21 protein-coding genes are annotated in these 17,165 nt (G+C 71.8%); 19 read left to right on the forward strand and 2 right to left on the reverse strand.

Annotated features, from left to right (window positions below):
• Positions 1-52: 52 nt before the first annotated feature.
• Positions 53-1,630, reverse strand: a complete 1,578-nt coding sequence (locus ACZ7L7_RS11585; protein WP_472075665.1) for an oxidoreductase — start codon at positions 1,628-1,630, stop codon at positions 53-55.
• Positions 1,631-1,807: 177 nt separating this feature from the next.
• Here ACZ7L7_RS11585 and hisD point away from each other — a divergent pair, with 177 nt between their 5' ends.
• The 8 genes from hisD to hisF all read left to right on the forward strand — a co-directional run bounded on the left by hisD (position 1,808) and on the right by hisF (position 7,610).
• Positions 1,808-3,133 carry a histidinol dehydrogenase gene (gene hisD, locus ACZ7L7_RS11590; protein ID WP_285513156.1) on the forward strand — a complete coding sequence of 442 codons (1,326 nt, stop codon included), beginning with the start codon at positions 1,808-1,810 and terminating at the stop codon, positions 3,131-3,133.
• On the forward strand, positions 3,130-4,236 hold the full coding sequence (locus ACZ7L7_RS11595; protein WP_472075667.1) for a histidinol-phosphate transaminase: 1,107 nt from the start codon (positions 3,130-3,132) through the stop codon (positions 4,234-4,236). Before hisD ends, ACZ7L7_RS11595 begins: the two co-directional genes overlap by 4 nt.
• Positions 4,233-4,826, forward strand: coding sequence for an imidazoleglycerol-phosphate dehydratase HisB (hisB, locus tag ACZ7L7_RS11600; RefSeq protein ID WP_062719038.1), 594 nt, complete (start codon positions 4,233-4,235; stop codon positions 4,824-4,826). Before ACZ7L7_RS11595 ends, hisB begins: the two co-directional genes overlap by 4 nt.
• 88 nt (positions 4,827-4,914) lie before the next feature.
• Positions 4,915-5,079: a hypothetical protein gene (locus ACZ7L7_RS11605; protein ID WP_176711626.1), complete on the forward strand. Its 165-nt coding sequence runs from the start codon at positions 4,915-4,917 to the stop codon at positions 5,077-5,079.
• Positions 5,070-5,729 carry an imidazole glycerol phosphate synthase subunit HisH gene (gene hisH, locus ACZ7L7_RS11610; protein ID WP_285513158.1) on the forward strand — a complete coding sequence of 220 codons (660 nt, stop codon included), beginning with the start codon at positions 5,070-5,072 and terminating at the stop codon, positions 5,727-5,729. The genes ACZ7L7_RS11605 and hisH overlap by 10 nt, the downstream gene beginning before the upstream one ends.
• Complete coding sequence (priA, locus tag ACZ7L7_RS11615; RefSeq protein ID WP_093718491.1) at positions 5,729-6,457, forward strand: bifunctional 1-(5-phosphoribosyl)-5-((5-phosphoribosylamino)methylideneamino)imidazole-4-carboxamide isomerase/phosphoribosylanthranilate isomerase PriA; 729 nt, start codon at positions 5,729-5,731, stop codon at positions 6,455-6,457. The genes hisH and priA overlap by 1 nt, the downstream gene beginning before the upstream one ends.
• A complete protein-coding gene (locus ACZ7L7_RS11620; RefSeq protein ID WP_285513160.1) occupies positions 6,454-6,858 on the forward strand; it encodes a RidA family protein in 405 nt (134 codons plus the stop codon). Before priA ends, ACZ7L7_RS11620 begins: the two co-directional genes overlap by 4 nt.
• A complete protein-coding gene (gene hisF, locus ACZ7L7_RS11625; RefSeq protein ID WP_453603393.1) occupies positions 6,855-7,610 on the forward strand; it encodes an imidazole glycerol phosphate synthase subunit HisF in 756 nt (251 codons plus the stop codon). Before ACZ7L7_RS11620 ends, hisF begins: the two co-directional genes overlap by 4 nt.
• Positions 7,611-7,656: 46 nt before the next feature.
• Here the strand turns inward: hisF and ACZ7L7_RS11630 are convergent, their stop codons facing one another.
• A complete protein-coding gene (locus ACZ7L7_RS11630) occupies positions 7,657-8,292 on the reverse strand; it encodes a TIGR03085 family metal-binding protein (RefSeq protein WP_453603395.1) in 636 nt (211 codons plus the stop codon).
• Positions 8,293-8,374: 82 nt separating this feature from the next.
• On the opposite strand from ACZ7L7_RS11630, the gene hisI reads away from it, so the two are divergent.
• The 11 genes from hisI to lgt all read left to right on the forward strand — a co-directional run bounded on the left by hisI (position 8,375) and on the right by lgt (position 17,123).
• Positions 8,375-8,764, forward strand: a complete 390-nt coding sequence (gene hisI / locus ACZ7L7_RS11635; protein WP_285513163.1) for a phosphoribosyl-AMP cyclohydrolase — start codon at positions 8,375-8,377, stop codon at positions 8,762-8,764.
• 11 nt (positions 8,765-8,775) lie between these two features.
• Positions 8,776-10,257, forward strand: coding sequence for an anthranilate synthase component I (locus tag ACZ7L7_RS11640; RefSeq protein WP_285513164.1), 1,482 nt, complete (start codon positions 8,776-8,778; stop codon positions 10,255-10,257).
• Between the two features lie 77 nt (positions 10,258-10,334).
• Positions 10,335-10,973, forward strand: a complete 639-nt coding sequence (locus ACZ7L7_RS11645; protein WP_285513165.1) for a TIGR02234 family membrane protein — start codon at positions 10,335-10,337, stop codon at positions 10,971-10,973.
• A gap of 137 nt (positions 10,974-11,110) precedes the next feature.
• On the forward strand, positions 11,111-11,353 hold the full coding sequence (locus ACZ7L7_RS11650) for an HGxxPAAW family protein (RefSeq protein WP_285513166.1): 243 nt from the start codon (positions 11,111-11,113) through the stop codon (positions 11,351-11,353).
• A gap of 65 nt (positions 11,354-11,418) precedes the next feature.
• Positions 11,419-11,865: a DUF2752 domain-containing protein gene (locus tag ACZ7L7_RS11655; protein ID WP_285513167.1), complete on the forward strand. Its 447-nt coding sequence runs from the start codon at positions 11,419-11,421 to the stop codon at positions 11,863-11,865.
• Positions 11,866-11,988: 123 nt separating this feature from the next.
• The gene (gene trpC / locus ACZ7L7_RS11660) at positions 11,989-12,798 is read left to right on the forward strand and encodes an indole-3-glycerol phosphate synthase TrpC (protein ID WP_285513168.1); all 810 of its coding nucleotides are present in this window, start codon (positions 11,989-11,991) and stop codon (positions 12,796-12,798) included.
• Positions 12,799-12,819: 21 nt separating this feature from the next.
• Positions 12,820-12,987: a tryptophan biosynthesis modulator TrpM gene (gene trpM / locus ACZ7L7_RS11665; RefSeq protein WP_285513169.1), complete on the forward strand. Its 168-nt coding sequence runs from the start codon at positions 12,820-12,822 to the stop codon at positions 12,985-12,987.
• A gap of 134 nt (positions 12,988-13,121) precedes the next feature.
• The gene (gene trpB, locus ACZ7L7_RS11670; protein ID WP_453603399.1) at positions 13,122-14,411 is read left to right on the forward strand and encodes a tryptophan synthase subunit beta; all 1,290 of its coding nucleotides are present in this window, start codon (positions 13,122-13,124) and stop codon (positions 14,409-14,411) included.
• A complete protein-coding gene (trpA, locus tag ACZ7L7_RS11675) occupies positions 14,408-15,226 on the forward strand; it encodes a tryptophan synthase subunit alpha (protein WP_285513171.1) in 819 nt (272 codons plus the stop codon). Before trpB ends, trpA begins: the two co-directional genes overlap by 4 nt.
• A gap of 62 nt (positions 15,227-15,288) precedes the next feature.
• The gene (locus ACZ7L7_RS11680) at positions 15,289-16,065 is read left to right on the forward strand and encodes a DsbA family protein (protein WP_471428218.1); all 777 of its coding nucleotides are present in this window, start codon (positions 15,289-15,291) and stop codon (positions 16,063-16,065) included.
• Positions 16,066-16,145: 80 nt separating this feature from the next.
• On the forward strand, positions 16,146-17,123 hold the full coding sequence (gene lgt / locus ACZ7L7_RS11685; protein WP_285513173.1) for a prolipoprotein diacylglyceryl transferase: 978 nt from the start codon (positions 16,146-16,148) through the stop codon (positions 17,121-17,123).
• The last annotated feature ends 42 nt before the right edge of the window (positions 17,124-17,165 follow it).

Raw genomic sequence — 17,165 nt, forward strand, 5'->3', positions numbered from 1 at the left:
GTGGAAGGTTGTACGACCCCGGGTCAAGGACCGGTAAAAACGCGCGGGCGGTTCAGCCCCTGCGCAGCAGCCGGGTCGCCCCCGCCGCCACCGTCGTCGCCAGTGTCCAGCCCAGCAGGATCATCGCCGCCGCCAGCCACTGCCAGCCGCCCTTGAGCTGCCAGAAGCCGACCTGCCCCAGATCGATGACCGGCAGCAGCAGATCGAGTGCGAACAGCGTCGGGTTCCACTCCGGATGCTCCCCGCGCTTGATCGGCGGATGCCCGGCATGCGCGAACGCCACCGAGCCCGCCGCCCACAGCACCGCCATCCACACCGCGGCCCGCCCCGGCCGGTACCCGTAGGCGACCGTCCAGTCCTGCACGTACCCCCACAGCTTGGCGGCCAGCGGCAGGCTCTCCCGGCGGCGGCGCTGCTTGGCGAGGAGCACCTCGCGGGCGTCCGCGTCCTCGCCGCCCGCCCGCAAAACCGCCGCCAGCCGCTCGTACGGCTCCGGGTTGTACTCGGCGGTCGCCGCGGCCACCCAGTCCAGCCGCTCGGAGAGCGGGAACGGGCCGCGCGGCACCAGGTTCTCGTAGGTGAAGCCGCCCATGTGCAGCCGCCCCGGGCCCGGCCAGGCGTCCGCGCGGTCCATCAGGTTGACGACCCGCGCACCCGACAGGACCACCGTGCCGCGCGCCGGGCGCTCGCCCAGGAAGCGCAGCTCCGGTGTCTGGATGCGCCGCAGCGACAGCTCCTGGTCATCCGTGAGGGTGAATCTGGCCCGCTCCATGTCGACGGCGTCCCCGAACCGCCCGTCGTCCAGCCGTACCCCGCCCCGGCACGCGAACCGCTGGATCCGCGTCCCGCGCGCCGGGGTCGTCCCGCTGAGCAGTGGGTTCCCCAGGCCCGCCGGGGTCAGGTACAGGGAGCGCTCCACGGTCAGCTGGGGCGCGTTCAGCGCCAGCCTGCTGTACGGGTTGGCCAGCCGCGCCCCGCGCAGGCTCAGCGAGACGCCGATCTTGGCGCTGCGCAGGGTCAGCTCGCCGTGCGACTCCAGCAGCTCGGCCTGGAAGTCCTGGCCCACGGTCATGCCGTCCCCGGCGAGGGAACGCCCGCTGCGGTCGCGGTACACCACGGCCTGGTTGAGCAGCAGATCGGTGCCGATCTGGGCGTCGGTGAGCCGGATGCCGCCCAGGAAGCGGCAGCGCGGCAGGTGCAGATCGCCCTCGGTGTGCACCCGGGCCGCCTCAAGCCGCGGCACTGAGCAGTCCACCAGCCGCAGGGTCGTGAACCGGGCCTCCGGCAGCAGCACGTCCCGCTCGAACCGGCAGCCGCGCAGCTCGACGTACGGCTCCACCGTGCCGCCCGCCAGATCCAGGCTGCCGCTGATCCGTACACCGGTCAGCTTCAGGGAGGCCACCCGGCCGGCCAGCGCGGGCGGCCCGTCCAGCAGCAGCCAGCACACGATGCGGGCCCGCACCGTCCGCTCCGGCCCCCACGGGTGCCCCCCGTGCGGATCGTCGACCAGAGGGTCGCCGCTGCTCAGGTCGTAGACGCTGCCGTTGCGGAACGCCTGCCACATCCCGGCCTCGGCGGCGGTCAGGTCGTCCGGCAGGTCCCCGCCGCGGATACCGGCCCCCTCGGTCACAGTGCGCCTTCCTCCCCAGGCCCTGGCGGCCCGCAGGTTTCGTACAACCGTTCATGCCCGCTGAGTGACGGACGGAACGCTAACGGTGAAGCGGATCTTCCGGGTGACGCGTGCGTTCTGTATCAGCCATTGATACGCGCGAACGGCGTCCGAGCCCGGTCTGAGAGAATTGACCGCGTGATCTCCCGAATCGATCTGCGCGGCGACGCCCTTCCCGAGGGCCCCGCCCTGCGCGACCTGCTGCCCCGAGCCGACTTCGACGTTCAGGCCGCCCTGGAGAAGGTGCGTCCGATCTGCGAGGCCGTGCATCATCGGGGCGACGCGGCGCTGATCGACTTCGCCGAGAAATTCGACGGGGTCAGGCTGGACCAGGTCAGGGTGCCCGCCGCGGCACTCGGCAAGGCCCTCGCGGAACTCGACCCGGCCGTCCGCGCCGCGCTGGAGGAGTCCATCCGCCGCGCCCGGCTCGTCCACCGCGAGCAGCGCCGCTCCACCCACACCACCCAGGTCGTCCCCGGCGGCACCGTCACCGAGAAGTGGGTCCCGGTCGAGCGCGTCGGGCTGTACGCGCCCGGCGGGCGCTCGGTGTACCCGTCCTCCGTGGTGATGAACGTCGTCCCCGCCCAGGAGGCGGGCGTGGAGTCCATCGCGCTGGCCTCGCCCGCGCAGGCCGAGTTCGGCGGACTGCCGCACCCGACGATCCTCGCCGCCTGCGCACTGCTCGGCGTGGACGAGGTGTACGCCGCCGGCGGCGCCACCGCCGTTGCGATGTTCGCCCACGGCACCGAGTCCTGCCCGCCCGCCAACATGGTCACCGGCCCCGGCAACATCTGGGTCGCCGCCGCCAAGCGCTACTTCACCGGCAAGATCGGCATCGACGCCGAGGCCGGCCCGACCGAGATCGCGATCCTCGCGGATGCCACGGCCGACCCGGTGCACGTCGCCGCCGACCTGATCAGCCAGGCCGAACACGACCCGCTGGCCGCCGCCGTCCTGGTCACCGACTCCCTGGAGCTCGCGGAGGCGGTGGAGCGGGAGCTGGAGCCGCAGGTCGCCGCGACCAAGCACATCGACGACCGGATCGTCCCGGCCCTGAAGGGCAGGCAGTCCGCGATCGTCCTGGTGGACGGCGTCGAGGAGGGTCTCAGGGTCGTCGACGCCTACGGCGCCGAGCACCTGGAGATCCAGACCGCCGACGCCGCCGCCGTGGCCGACCGGGTCCGCAACGCGGGCGCGATCTTCATCGGCCCCTGGGCGCCCGTCTCCCTCGGCGACTACGCCGCCGGCTCCAACCACGTCCTGCCCACCGGCGGCTGCGCCTGCCACTCCTCGGGCCTGTCCGTCCAGTCCTTCCTGCGCGGCATCCACATCGTCGACTACACCGAGGACGCGCTGGCCGAGGTCGCGCACCACGTGGTGACGCTGGCGGAGGCGGAGGATCTGCCGGCGCACGGCGCGGCGATCAAGGCACGGTTCGGCTGGAAGGTTCCTGAAGGCAAGTGACTGGCATCGACGATCTCCCCGTACGGGACGAGCTGCGCGGCAAGTCCCCCTACGGCGCGCCCCAGCTGGACGTGCCGGTACGGCTGAACACCAACGAGAACCCCTACCCGCTGCCCGAGCCGCTGGTCGAGCGGATCGCCGAGCGGGTGCGTGAGGCGGCCCGTCACCTCAACCGCTACCCGGACCGGGACGCGGTCGAGCTGCGCACCCGGCTCGCCGAGTACCTGACGAAGACCTCCGGTCACCCGGTGGGCCTGGCCAACGTGTGGGCGGCCAACGGCTCCAACGAGGTCATCCAGCAGCTGCTGCAGACCTTCGGCGGCCCCGGCCGCACCGCCATCGGCTTCGAGCCGTCGTACTCGATGCACGCGCTCATCGCCCGCGGCACCGGCACGGGCTGGATCTCCGGGCCGCGCAACGAGGACTTCACGATCGACCTCGCCGCCGCCGAGAAGGCCATCGCCGAGAACCGGCCGGACGTCGTCTTCATCACCACCCCCAACAACCCGACGGGCAACGCGGTCCCGCCCGGGACGGTCCTCGCGCTGTACGAGGCCGCGCAGGCCGCGAAGCCGTCGATGGTGGTGGTGGACGAGGCGTACATCGAGTTCAGCCACGGCGACTCGCTGCTGCCGCTGCTCGACGGACGACCCAACCTGGTCATCTCCCGCACCATGTCGAAGGCGTTCGGCGCCGCGGGCCTGCGCCTGGGCTACCTCGCCGCCGACCCGGCCGTGGTCGACGCCGTCCAGCTGGTCCGGCTGCCGTACCACCTCTCCGCCGTCACCCAGGCGACCGCGCTGGCCGCCCTGGAACACACCGACACCCTGCTCGGCTACGTGGAGCAGCTGAAGGCGGAACGGGACCGGCTGGTCACCGAACTGCGGGCGCTGGGCTACGAGGTCACCGCCTCGGACGCCAACTTCGTGCAGTTCGGGCGGTTCGCCGACGCCCACGCCGTCTGGCAGCAGATCCTCGACCGGGGCGTCCTGGTCCGGGACAACGGCGTCCCCGGCTGGCTGCGGGTGACCGCCGGGACCCCCGAAGAGAACGACGCGTTCCTCGACGCGGTCCGTGAGTTGAAGAAGGAGCAGAGCGCATGAACCGCGTAGGACGCATAGAGCGGGTGACCAAGGAGACCTCGGTCCTCGTCGAGATCGACCTCGACGGGTCCGGCAAGGTCGACGTGTCGACCGGGGTCGGCTTCTACGACCACATGCTCGACCAGCTCGGCCGGCACGGCCTGTTCGACCTCACCGTCAAGACCGAGGGCGACCTGCACATCGACTCCCACCACACCATCGAGGACACCGCCCTCGCGCTGGGCGCCGCCTTCAAGCAGGCCCTCGGCGACAAGGTGGGCATCTACCGCTTCGGCAACTGCACGGTCCCCCTCGACGAGTCCCTCGCCCAGGTGACGGTGGACCTCAGCGGCCGGCCGTACCTCGTGCACACCGAGCCCGAGAACATGGCGCCGATGATCGGCGAGTACGACACCACCATGACCCGGCACATCCTGGAGTCCTTCGTGGCCCAGGCGCAGATCGCGCTCCACGTCCACGTGCCGTACGGCCGCAACGCCCACCACATCGTGGAGTGCCAGTTCAAGGCCCTCGCCCGCGCCCTGCGCTACGCCTCCGAGCGCGACCCCCGCGCGGCCGGCATCCTCCCGTCCACGAAGGGTGCCCTGTGAGCGACGCACGCGCGGCCGCCGGGCCGCAGACGGCGACGATGGCCGCACCTCTGCGCCGCGCGGGCGGAGAAGCGAACGGAGGGACACAGTGAACGGCCTGTCGACCGTCTTCATCGTGGTCGGCCTGTTCCTGGTCGGCGGCATCATCTCCTTCGTCAAGCAGGGAATGCCCAGGAGCCTGGTCGTGCTGCTCTCCATCGGCGCCGCGATGTGCCTGGCCGCCGGTGTCCTCAGGCTGGAGGTGTGGAATTGAGCGCGTCGTCCGCGTCTTCCAAGAAGGTCGTCGTCTTCGACTACGGCTTCGGCAATGTCCGGTCCGCCGAGCGCGCCCTCGCCCGTACGGGCGCCCAGGTCGAGATAACGCGTGACTTCGACAAGGCGATGAACGCCGACGGACTCCTCGTCCCCGGCGTCGGCGCCTTCGCCGCCTGTATGACCGGGCTGCGCGAGGCCCGCGGCGACTGGATCATCGACCGCCGGCTCTCCGGCGGCCGCCCCGTGATGGGCATCTGCGTCGGGATGCAGATCCTGTTCGCGCGCGGCATCGAGCACGGCGTGGAGACCGAGGGCATGGCCGAATGGCCCGGCTCCGTCGAACCGCTCCAGGCCGACATCGTGCCCCACATGGGCTGGAACACCGTCGACGCCCCGGCCGACAGCCAGCTGTTCGCCGGTCTCGACGCCGACGCCCGCTTCTACTTCGTGCACTCCTACGCCGTCCACGACTGGACCCTGGAGACGCACAACGCCGCGATGACCGCGCCGAAGGTCACCTGGGCGACCCACGGCAAGCCCTTCGTGGCCGCCGTGGAGAACGGCGCCCTGTGGGCCACCCAGTTCCACCCCGAGAAGTCCGGCGACGCCGGAGCCCAGCTGCTGAACAACTGGATCGGAACCCTCTGATGGCTTCGAAGCTCGAACTCCTCCCGGCCGTTGACGTCCGCGACGGCCAGGCGGTCCGCCTGGTGCACGGCGAGTCCGGCACGGAGACCTCCTACGGCTCACCCCTGGAGGCCGCCCTCGCCTGGCAGCGGTCCGGCGCCGAGTGGCTGCACCTGGTCGACCTCGACGCCGCCTTCGGCACCGGCGACAACCGGGACCTGATCGCCGAGGTGACCCGGGCCATGGACATCAAGGTCGAGCTGTCCGGCGGCATCCGCGACGACGACACCCTCGCCGCCGCCCTCGCCACCGGCTGCACCCGGGTGAACCTGGGCACCGCCGCCCTGGAGACCCCGGAGTGGGTCGCCAAGGTCATCGCCGAGCACGGCGACAAGATCGCCGTCGGCCTCGACGTACGCGGCACCACGCTGCGCGGGCGCGGCTGGACCCGCGACGGCGGCGACCTCTACGAGACGCTGGAGCGCCTCAACAAGGAAGGCTGCGCCCGCTACGTGGTCACCGACATCGCCAAGGACGGCACCCTCCAGGGCCCCAACCTGGAGCTGCTGAAGAACGTCTGCGCCGCCACCGACCGCCCGGTCGTGGCCTCCGGCGGCGTGTCCTCCCTGGACGACCTGCGCGCCATCGCCGAGCTGGTACCCCTCGGTGTCGAGGGCTCCATCGTCGGGAAGGCCCTGTACGCGAAGGCGTTCACCCTGGAAGAGGCCCTGGAGGCTGTGTCGTCATGACGTCCGAAGCCGTGCGGCGCGTGCAGAGCGGAAGCCCCTGGGAAGAGAGTTTCGGTTTCGCACGCGCCGTCGCGGCGGGCGACCGCGTCCTGGTGGCGGGCACCACGTCCTTCCGGGGCGAGGTGCTGTACGGCGAGGGCGACCCGTACGAACAGGCCAAGGTGGCCTTCACCAGCGCGATCGAGGCGCTCGGCGAGTTCGGGCTCGGCGTGGAGTCCGTGATCCGCACCCGGATGTTCCTCACCCATCTGCGGGACGTGGACGAGGCGGGCCGGGCCCACAAGGAGATCTTCGACGCGGTGCGCCCGGTCTCGACCCTCCTGGTCGTGGAGGGCTTCGTCGACCCGCGCATCCTGGTCGAAGTAGAAGTAGAAGCATTCAGAGGAGCCGAGCAGTCATGACCCTGGCGGTCCGAGTCATCCCCTGCCTGGACGTGGACAACGGCCGGGTCGTCAAGGGCGTCAACTTCCAGAACCTGCGCGACGCGGGCGACCCCGTCGAGATGGCGAAGGTCTACGACGCCGAGGGCGCCGACGAACTGACCTTCCTGGACATCACCGCGTCCTCCGGCAACCGCGAGACCACCTACGACGTGGTGCGCCGCACCGCCGAGCAGGTCTTCATCCCGCTCACCGTCGGCGGCGGCGTCCGCACCGCCGAGGACGTCGACAAGCTGCTGCGCGCGGGCGCGGACAAGGTCGGCGTCAACACCGCCGCCATCGCCCGCCCCGACCTCATCCGTGAGATCGCCGAGCGCTTCGGCCGCCAGGTCCTGGTCCTGTCGGTGGACGCCCGCCGCACCGAGTCCGGCGGCTTCGAGGTCACCACCCACGGCGGCCGCAAGGGCACCGGCATCGACGCGGTCGAATGGGCCCACCGGGCCGCGGAGCTGGGCGCGGGCGAGATCCTGCTCAACTCCATGGACGCGGACGGCACCAAGGACGGCTACGACATCGAGATGATCCAGGCGGTCCGCAAGCACGTCACGATCCCGGTCATCGCGAGCGGCGGCGCCGGAAAGCTCGCCGACTTCGCCCCCGCCATCGAAGCGGGCGCCGACGCGGTCCTGGCCGCCTCCGTCTTCCACTTCGGGGACCTGCGCATCGGCGAGGTGAAGCGGGCCCTGAGCGAGGCGGGGCACCCGGTGCGCTGAATGGCCCAGTGAAGCCCCGGTCGCCGTCGGCGGCCGGGGCTTTCGCTCAGATGCCGAGCTGCTTCGCCTCGTGGAGCTTGGTGATGGCCTCCTTGTCGCCGTCCAGCTCCACCTCGGCGGCGCTCTGCCGGCCGTAGAGGAACAGCAGCAGCTCCGAGGGCTCGCCGGTGACCGTGACCACCGGGGTGCCCCGGTGGGCGACCGCCGTCTGGCCGTCCGGGCGGCGCAGGACCAGGCCCGTGGGTGCCGTGCGGCCCATCAGGCGGGCGGTGCGCTCCAGACGGGACCACAGGGCGTCCTGGAAGACCGGGTCGAGCTCGCGGGGCGTCCAGCCGGGCCGGGCGCGGCGGACGTCCTCGGTGTGGACGTAGAACTCCACCGTGTTCGACATCTCCTCCACCTGCTTCAGCGCGAAGGGCGAGAAGCGCGGCGGGCCGGTGCGGATGAGCTGGATCAGTTCCTCGTACGGCTTGTCCGTGAACTCCGCCATCACCCGCTCCAGACGGGCAGCGAGCGGCTTGATCAGGATGCCGCCGGCCGCGTCGGGCCGACGCTCGCGCACCACGACGTGGGCCGCGAGATCACGGGTGGTCCACCCCTCGCACAGGGTGGGGGCGTCGGGGCCCTCGGCCTCAAGGAGGTCGGCCAGCAGAAGTCGTTCACGCTTGGCGAAAGTCGACATGCCGCCAGCCTACGGCCGCCCCCGGGGTCCGCACAGTGGACATACGGCCGGGACGGGTGGGCCGGCGCGGCACAATTGGTCCATGACCAGCACCCCCCGTCAGCCCAGCCAGCTGGACCCGGAGATCGCCGCGCGCCTCAAGCGCAGCGCCGACGGGCTCCTCCCCGCCATCGCCCAGCAGTACGACACCGGAGAGGTGCTCATGCTCGGCTGGATGGACGACGAGGCCCTGCACCGCACCCTGACCACCGGCCGCTGCACCTACTGGTCGCGCAGCCGCCAGGAGTACTGGGTCAAGGGCGACACCTCCGGCCACTTCCAGTGGGTCAAGTCCGTCGCCCTCGACTGCGACGCCGACACCGTCCTCGTCCAGGTCGACCAGGTCGGCGCCGCCTGCCACACCGGCGCGCGCACCTGCTTCGACAACGACGTCCTCCTCAAGGATTCCGGCGCGCCCGCCGGAGATCAGTAAGGTCACCGGCCATGGACCTTGAGACCTTCCGCAAGCTGGCCACCGACCGGCGCGTCATCCCGGTCACGCGCAAGCTCCTCGCCGACGGCGACACCCCGGTCGCGCTCTACCGCAAGCTCGCCGCCGAGCGGCCCGGCACCTTCCTGCTGGAGTCAGCGGAGAACGGCCGCTCCTGGTCCCGCTACTCCTTCGTCGGCGTGCGCTCCGCGGCCACCCTCACCGCACGCGACGGCCAGGCGCACTGGCTCGGCGCGCCGCCCGTGGGCGTGCCCACCGACGGCGACCCGCTCGCCGCCCTGCGCGCCACCATCGAGGCCCTGCACACCCCCCACCAGGACGGCCTGCCCCCGTTCACCGGCGGCATGGTCGGCTACCTCGGCTACGACATCGTCCGCCGCCTGGAGAAGATCGGCCCCGGTGAGCGCGACGACCTGGGACTGCCCGAGCTGACCATGCTCCTGACCAGCGACCTCGCCGTCATGGACCACTGGGAGGGCTCGGTCCTGCTGATCGCCAACGCGATCAACCACAACGACCTCGACACCGGCGTCGACGAGGCCTACGCCGACGCGGTCGCCCGACTCGACGCCATGGAGGCCGACCTCTCCCGCGCCGTCGCCCAGCCCCCGGCCGTCCTGCCGCCCTCCGAACTGCCCGAGTACACCGCCCTGTGGGGCGGCGAGGACTTCCAGCGGGCCGTCGAGGACATCAAGGAGCGCATCCGGGCCGGCGAGGCCTTCCAGGTCGTCCCCTCCCAGCGCTTCGAAACGCCGTGCACGGCCAGCGCGTTGGACGTCTACCGGGTACTGCGGGCGACCAACCCCTCGCCGTACATGTACCTCTTCCGCTTCGACGGCTTCGACGTCGTCGGCTCCTCCCCGGAGGCCCTGGTCAAGGTCGAGGACGGCCGCGCCATGGTCCACCCCATCGCCGGCACCCGCTGGCGCGGCGCCACCCCGCAGGAGGACCAGGCGCTCGCCGATGACCTGCTCGCCGACCCCAAGGAGCGCGCCGAGCACCTGATGCTCGTCGACCTCGGGCGCAACGACCTCGGCCGGGTCTGCGAGCCCGGCTCCGTCGAGGTCGTCGACTTCATGTCCATCGAGCGCTACTCGCACGTGATGCACATCGTCTCCACGGTCACCGGCAAGGTCGCCGAGGGCCGTACCGCCTTCGACGTGCTCACCGCCTGCTTCCCGGCCGGCACCCTCTCCGGCGCGCCCAAGCCCCGCGCGATGCAGATCATCGACGAACTGGAGCCCTCCCGGCGTGGGTTGTACGGCGGCTGCGTCGGCTACCTCGACTTCGCCGGCGACTCCGACACCGCCATCGCCATCCGCACCGCCCTGCTGCGCGACGGCACCGCCTACGTCCAGGCGGGCGCCGGAATCGTCGCCGACTCCGACCCGGTCGCCGAGGACACCGAGTGCCGCAACAAGGCCGCCGCCGTCCTGCGCGCCGTGCACACCGCGAACCGCCTGAAGAAATCCTGAAGAAACAGGGCCGCGCGGAAAATGGGGCGCTTCTCATACGAACCCCGGGTGCCGGTTCGCCCGGGGTTCAGGCGATAGTGGAGTACGTGACTGCTGTACCTCACCCCCGTTCCGAAGCCGCAGGACCCGCCCGGGCCGGCCGCGTCAGCCTCGCCGCGGCCCTGCTGTCCGGCGCGCTCGGCGCGGCCGTGGCGCTGCTGGCCACCCGCCAGCAGTGGTCGGAGGGCACCGCCACCGTGGCCGGCGGCGACTTCCCGCTGACCGCCAACGGCAGCGACGTCACGGGCGTGCCCGCGGCGCTCGCCATAGTGGGCCTCGCCGCGCTGGTCGCCGTCTTCGCCGTACGCCGCCTCGGCCGCACCTTCGTCGCCGGGCTGCTCGCCCTCTCCGGCGCCGGCACCATCGCCGCCTCCCTGATCGGCGCGAGCGACAGCGGCGCCCTCGACGAGAAGGCGGCCCGCGCCACGGGTGACACCGGCGCCACCGTCGCCGCGCTCAGCCACACCGCGTGGCCGTACGTCACCGCCGTCGGCGGACTGCTGATACTGCTCGCCGGGCTGCTCGCCCTGCGCTACGCCTCCGCCTGGCCCGCGATGTCCAGCCGCTACGAGCGCTCCGGTGCCCCCCGCCCGCGCCGCGCCCCCGCCGTCGACCCGGACCGCCCCGAGGACCTCTGGAAGGCCCTCGACCGCGGCGAGGACCCGACGGGCGCGTAGCGGCACGGTTCCTCCGCAGACGGATCGGTTCGTCCGACGCGCGAGGGTGACCCCCGATCACCTCGCGTGTGCGCATGCGCGACAATGTCGTTGAGCGTCCGGCTCGGAGACTTACACACAGCAACGAGGAGCAAGTCATGGCGGGCAGCAGCCACGGTCACACCCCGGCCGCCTGGACCGGTGTCATCATCGCCTTCATCGGTTTCTGCGCCGCGGGCGCCTTCATGGTGCTGGCCAACCCGGCGGGTTTCTGGGCCGGCATGGGCGTCGTACTGCTCGGCGGTGTCGTCGGCTGGGTCATGAAGGGCATGGGCCTCGGCCAGTCCAAGGACGCCGGCAAGCCCCTGCGTACCGCTGACACAGCGCGCGCCGAGAGCTGACGCGCACGCGCGAACTACCCCGAGGGGCGGCCCCACAGCCGCCCCTCGGGCGTTTGAGGGGGAGAATGCCAGGCGTGAACACCGACAGCCGCAGCGTGACCCGGCGCGGGGCCACGGCCGCCCTCGGACGGCTCGCCGTACCCGCCGGGGTGCTCGCGGCCGTGGCCGGCGCCTTCACGTACGTCGCCCGCGTGGACCCCAACGAGCCCGGCCACTACCCGGCCTGCCCCCTGCTCCAGGTGACCGGCCTGTACTGCCCCGGCTGCGGGGGACTGCGCAGCGCGCACGCCTTCGTCCACGGCGACCTCGCCGCCGCGCTGCAGAACAACGCGGCGGCCGTACTGGGCTATCTGGCCTTCGCCGTGCTGTGGACCGTCTGGGTGGTACGCGCGGCCCGCGGACGGCCCCTGCGGCTGGAACTCGGCCCGGTGCACCTGTGGACGCTGGGCACGTTGCTGCTGGTCTTCACCGTTGTCCGGAACCTGCCGTTCGGTGGCTGGCTCCATCCTTGATCATCAGGTGAATGTCCAGGTAGTGGGACCGCCGTCAACCGGATGCGAGGCCTACGCCCTCCTGCGGATACCATCGCAGTGACCACCCGTTTTCGTATTCGCACCGGGAAGGGGGCCGCTCGCGTGAGTGTGCTCGACGAGATCATCGACGGTGTCCGTGCCGACCTCGCGGAGCGGCAGGCGCGCGTCAGCCTCGACGAGCTCAAGGAACGCGCGGCCAAGGCTCCCGCCGCCAAGGACGGCGTCGCCGCCCTGAAGGGCGAGGGCGTCAAGGTGATCTGCGAGGTCAAGCGCTCCAGCCCGTCCAAGGGCGCGCTGGCCGCCATCGCCGACCCGGCCGGGCTCGCCGCCGACTACGAGGCGGGCGGCGCGGCCGTCATCTCCGTCCTCACCGAGCAGCGCCGCTTCGGCGGCTCGCTGGCCGACCTGGAGGCCGTCCGCGCCCGCGTGGACATCCCCGTCCTGCGCAAGGACTTCATCGTCACCTCGTACCAGCTGTGGGAGGCCCGCGCGTACGGCGCCGACCTCGCGCTGCTGATCGTCGCCGCCCTCGACCAGCCGGCCCTGGAGTCGCTGATCGAGCGCGCCGTCTCCATCGGCCTCACCCCGCTGGTCGAGGTGCACGACGAGGACGAGGTCGAGCGCGCGGTGGACGCGGGCGCCAAGATCATCGGCGTCAACGCCCGCAACCTCAAGACCCTCGAAGTCGACCGGGGCACCTTCGAGCGGGTCGCCCCCGAGATCCCGGACCACCTGGTCAAGGTCGCCGAGTCCGGCGTCCGCGGCCCGCACGACCTCATCGCCTACGCCAACGCCGGCGCCGACGCGGTCCTGGTCGGCGAGTCCCTGGTCACCGGCCGCGACCCGAAGTCCGCGGTGGCGGACCTGGTGGCGGCGGGCGAGCACCCGGCACTGCGGCATGGGCGCGGCTGAACTTCGCTAGGCTGACCCCCGATGACTCTCACCATGACGACCGTGGACCGCCACGCCCGCCTCGCGCGCGGCTGCCGCCCCCGGGGCTGCCGCGCCCCGGCGAGGCGTGTCCACGGCCGCCGGGTGCGGTACGTCATCGGGGACGAACCGGGGCAGGTCAACGGCCGTCGATGGCAGCGCGCCCCATAGGGGCGCGGGGCCCTGTTCGACGTGCGGCTACCGCCGCGCGAGCGCGAAGAACCACGGACGGCCCGAAGCCGCCGATCGACCCCGCCCCCACGGCGATTAGTGCACTCAAAACACACTCACCGTGAGGTACACGCATGCCCAGCGACTTCTTCATCCCCGACCCTGAGGGTCAAGTCCCGAGCCCCGAGGGCTACTTCGGCGCCTTCGGCGGCAAGTTCATCCCGGAGGCTCTCGTCGCCGCCGTCGACGAGGTGGCCGTCGAGTACGACAAGGCCAAGCACGACCCCGAGTTCGCCCGCGAACTGGACGACCTGCTGGTCAACTACACCGGCCGCCCCAGCTCCCTCACCGAGGTGCCCCGGTTCGCCGAACACGCCGGTGGCGCACGGGTCTTCCTCAAGCGGGAGGACCTCAACCACACCGGCTCGCACAAGATCAACAACGTGCTCGGGCAGGCCCTGCTCACCAAGCGCATGGGCAAGACCCGGGTCATCGCCGAGACCGGCGCCGGCCAGCACGGCGTCGCCACGGCCACCGCCTGCGCCCTGTTCGGCCTCGACTGCACCATCTACATGGGCGAAATCGACACCCAGCGCCAGGCCCTGAACGTGGCCCGTATGCGCATGCTCGGTGCCGAGGTCATCGCCGTGAAGTCCGGCAGCCGCACGCTGAAGGACGCGATCAACGAGGCGTTCCGCGACTGGGTCGCCAACGTCGACCACACGCACTACCTCTTCGGCACCGTCGCGGGCCCGCACCCCTTCCCGGCGATGGTCCGCGACTTCCACCGGGTCATCGGCGTCGAGGCCCGCCGCCAGATCCTGGAGCGCGCCGGACGCCTCCCCGACGCGGCCGTCGCCTGCGTCGGCGGCGGTTCCAACGCCATCGGCCTCTTCCACGCCTTCATCCCCGACGAGGGCGTCCGCCTCATCGGCTGCGAGCCCGCCGGACACGGCATCGAGACCGGAGAGCACGCGGCCACCCTGACCGCGGGCGAGCCGGGCATCCTGCACGGCTCCCGCTCCTACGTGCTCCAGGACGAGGAGGGCCAGATCACCGAGCCCTACTCGATCTCGGCCGGTCTGGACTACCCCGGCATCGGCCCGGAGCACTCCTACCTCAAGGACTCCGGCCGCGGCGAGTACCGCGCCGTCACCGACGACGCGGCGATGCAGGCCCTCAGGCTGCTCTCGCGCACCGAGGGCATCATCCCGGCGATCGAGAGCGCCCACGCGCTGGCCGGCGCCCTGGAGGTCGGCAAGGAGCTGGGCAAGGACGGGCTGATCGTCGTCAACCTCTCCGGCCGCGGCGACAAGGACATGGACACCGCCGCCCGCTACTTCGGGCTGTACGACCAGGGCACCGACGCCGAGGTCCCGGCCAACGCCGCCGACACCGCCGAGATCGAGGGGGACGCCCAGTGAGCGGGAACATCCAACTGCTGTCCGACACCCTCGCCGCCGCCAAGGCCGAGGGCCGCGCCGCGCTCATCGCCTACCTCCCGGCCGGGTTCCCGACCGTGGACGGCGGCATCGAGGCGATCAAGGCCGTCTTCGACGGCGGCGCGGACGTCGTGGAGGTCGGTCTGCCGCACAGCGACCCCGTCCTCGACGGCCCCGTCATCCAGACCGCCGACGACATCGCCCTGCGCGGCGGCGTGAAGATCGCCGACGTGATGCGCACGGTCCGCGAGGCCCACACCGCCACCGGCAAGCCGGTGCTGGTCATGACGTACTGGAACCCGATCGACCGCTACGGCGTCGAGCGGTTCACCGCCGAGCTGGCCGAGGCCGGTGGCGCCGGGTGCATCCTGCCCGACCTGCCGGTGCAGGAGTCGGCGCTGTGGCGCGAGCACGCCGAGAAGCACGGTCTCGCGACCGTCTTCGTGGTGGCGCCGAGCAGCAAGGACGAGCGGCTCGCCCAGATCACCGCGGCGGGCAGCGGCTTCGTCTACGCCGCCTCGCTGATGGGCGTCACCGGCACCCGCGAGTCGGTCGGCGCACAGGCCCAGGACCTGGTGGAACGGACCCGGGCCACCGGCACCGACCTGCCCGTCTGCGTCGGGCTCGGCGTCTCCAACGCCGCGCAGGCCGCCGAGGTCGCCACCTTCGCCGACGGCGTCATCGTCGGCTCGGCCTTCGTCAAGCGGATGCTGGACGCGCCCGACCACGCCGCCGGGATCGCGGCCGTGCGCACCCTCGCAGGGGAACTCGCCAAGGGTGTGCGAGGCACCGCGTAACTCGAACGGGTGGACCTGGGACCGGGGAGGCGCTGCGCGCCTCCCCGGTTCGTTTCCGGGGTGTGAGCGAGAAGAACCGTGAGGGAAAGCGCACCGCCCGGGAGCGGCTGGCGATCGAGCGTGAGAAGCAGAAGGCCGCGGAGAGGCGACGGCGCGCGCTGATCGTCGGCGCCAGCGTCGTCTGCGTGCTGGGGCTCGCCGCGGTGATCGGCGTGATCGCCGCCAACACCGGCAAGGACGACGGCAGCGACTCCGCCGGACCGGTCGTGGCGCCCTCGGGCGCGCAGGGCGAGGACAGCCTGGCCATCCCGGTCGGCAAGGACGAGGCCCCCTCGACCCTCGTGGTCTGGGAGGACTTCCGCTGCCCGGCCTGCAAGGCCTTCGAGGACGCCTACCGCTCGACCATCCACGAGCTGACGGACGCCGGGCAGCTCCGGGTCGAGTACCGCCTCGCGACGATCATCGACGGCAATCTGGGCGGCACCGGCTCCCGCAACGCCGCGAACGCGGCGGCCTGCGCCCAGGACGTAGGGAAGTTCGTCCCGTACCACGACGTGCTCTACCAGAACCAGCCGCCCGAGACCGACGACGCCTTCTCCCAGAACAGCAAGCTGTTCGAGCTGGCCGCCAAGGTCGACGGCCTGGACACCCCCGCCTTCCGCACGTGCGTCGAGGACGGCACGCACAACTCCTGGGTGGCCAAGTCCAACGACGCCTTCCGCAGCGGCGGCTTCTCCGGCACCCCGACCGTCCTGCTCAACGGCAAGAACATCTACCAGGACCAGTCGATGACGCCCCAGAAGCTGAAGCAGCAGGTGCAGGAGGCCGCCAAGAGCTAGTTTTCGGGGCCGCCTGTTATGGAGCCGTAGCCGGGCTGCCCGTCGCGTGCGGGGCCCGGCAGGGTAGCGTCGACCTTGCCATGGAACTTGCCTACATTCCCAGCCCGTCGCGCGGAGTGATCCACCTCGGACCCGTCCCGCTGCGCGGCTACGCGTTCTGCATCATCATCGGCGTCTTCGTCGCCGTCTGGCTCGGCAACAAGCGGTGGATCGCCCGCGGCGGCCGGGCCGGCACGGTCGCCGACATCGCGGTGTGGGCCGTCCCCTTCGGCCTGATCGGCGGGCGTCTGTACCACGTGATCACGGACTACCAGCTGTACTTCAGCGAGGGCCGTGACTGGGTGGACGCCTTCAAGATCTGGGAGGGCGGTCTCGGCATCTGGGGCGCGATCGCGTTCGGCGCGCTGGGCGCGTGGATCGGCTGCCGCCGCCGTGGCATCCCGCTGCCCGCCTACGCCGACGCCGTCGCCCCCGGTATCGCCTTCGCCCAGGCCATCGGCCGCTGGGGCAACTGGTTCAACCAGGAGCTGTACGGCAAGGCCACCGACCTGCCCTGGGCGCTGGAGATCACCTCCTCCACGGACGGCCGGGAGCCGGGCACCTACCACCCGACGTTTCTGTACGAGTCGCTGTGGTGCGTGGGTGTGGCGCTGCTCGTCATCTGGGCCGACCGGCGCTTCAAGCTGGGCCACGGGCGGGCGTTCGCGCTGTACGTCGCGTCCTACTGCGTGGGCCGGTTCTGGATCGAGTACATGCGCGTCGACGAGGCGCACCACGTCCTGGGTCTGCGGCTGAACAACTGGACCGCGGTGATCGTCTTCCTGCTCGCGGTGGCCTACATCGTGGTCTCCGCCAAGAAGCGGCCCGGCCGGGAAGAGGTCGTGGAGCCGGGCGCGGCCCCGGCGGTGGAGTCCTCGGACTCCGGTGACGCGGAGAAGGACGGGGCCGCCGAGGCGTCGGACCCCGTGGAGCTGACCAAGTCCTCCGAGGACGCCGATTCCTCCGAGGCGGCTGAGTCCGGGGCCAAGAACGAGGCCGGGTCGGCCAACAAGGGCTGACCGACGGTCGTACGACGGCGAAGGGCGCCCGGAGCACTCCGG

Source organism: Streptomyces sp. NPDC110618 (assembly GCF_055657065.1).

Excerpts from the sequence above, each read along its gene's own strand:
- hisB (WP_062719038.1), top strand. The coding sequence starts at position 4,233 with ATGAACCGCGTAGGACGCATAGAGCGGGTGACCAAGGAGACCTCGGTC.
- priA (WP_093718491.1), top strand. The coding sequence starts at position 5,729 with ATGGCTTCGAAGCTCGAACTCCTCCCGGCCGTTGACGTCCGCGACGGC.
- ACZ7L7_RS11620 (WP_285513160.1), top strand. The coding sequence starts at position 6,454 with ATGACGTCCGAAGCCGTGCGGCGCGTGCAGAGCGGAAGCCCCTGGGAA.
- hisF (WP_453603393.1), top strand. The coding sequence starts at position 6,855 with ATGACCCTGGCGGTCCGAGTCATCCCCTGCCTGGACGTGGACAACGGC.
- ACZ7L7_RS11630 (WP_453603395.1), bottom strand. The coding sequence starts at position 8,292 with ATGTCGACTTTCGCCAAGCGTGAACGACTTCTGCTGGCCGACCTCCTT.
- hisI (WP_285513163.1), top strand. The coding sequence starts at position 8,375 with ATGACCAGCACCCCCCGTCAGCCCAGCCAGCTGGACCCGGAGATCGCC.
- ACZ7L7_RS11640 (WP_285513164.1), top strand. The coding sequence starts at position 8,776 with ATGGACCTTGAGACCTTCCGCAAGCTGGCCACCGACCGGCGCGTCATC.
- ACZ7L7_RS11650 (WP_285513166.1), top strand. The coding sequence starts at position 11,111 with ATGGCGGGCAGCAGCCACGGTCACACCCCGGCCGCCTGGACCGGTGTC.
- ACZ7L7_RS11655 (WP_285513167.1), top strand. The coding sequence starts at position 11,419 with ATGCCAGGCGTGAACACCGACAGCCGCAGCGTGACCCGGCGCGGGGCC.
- trpM (WP_285513169.1), top strand. The coding sequence starts at position 12,820 with ATGACTCTCACCATGACGACCGTGGACCGCCACGCCCGCCTCGCGCGC.
- trpB (WP_453603399.1), top strand. The coding sequence starts at position 13,122 with ATGCCCAGCGACTTCTTCATCCCCGACCCTGAGGGTCAAGTCCCGAGC.
- lgt (WP_285513173.1), top strand. The coding sequence starts at position 16,146 with ATGGAACTTGCCTACATTCCCAGCCCGTCGCGCGGAGTGATCCACCTC.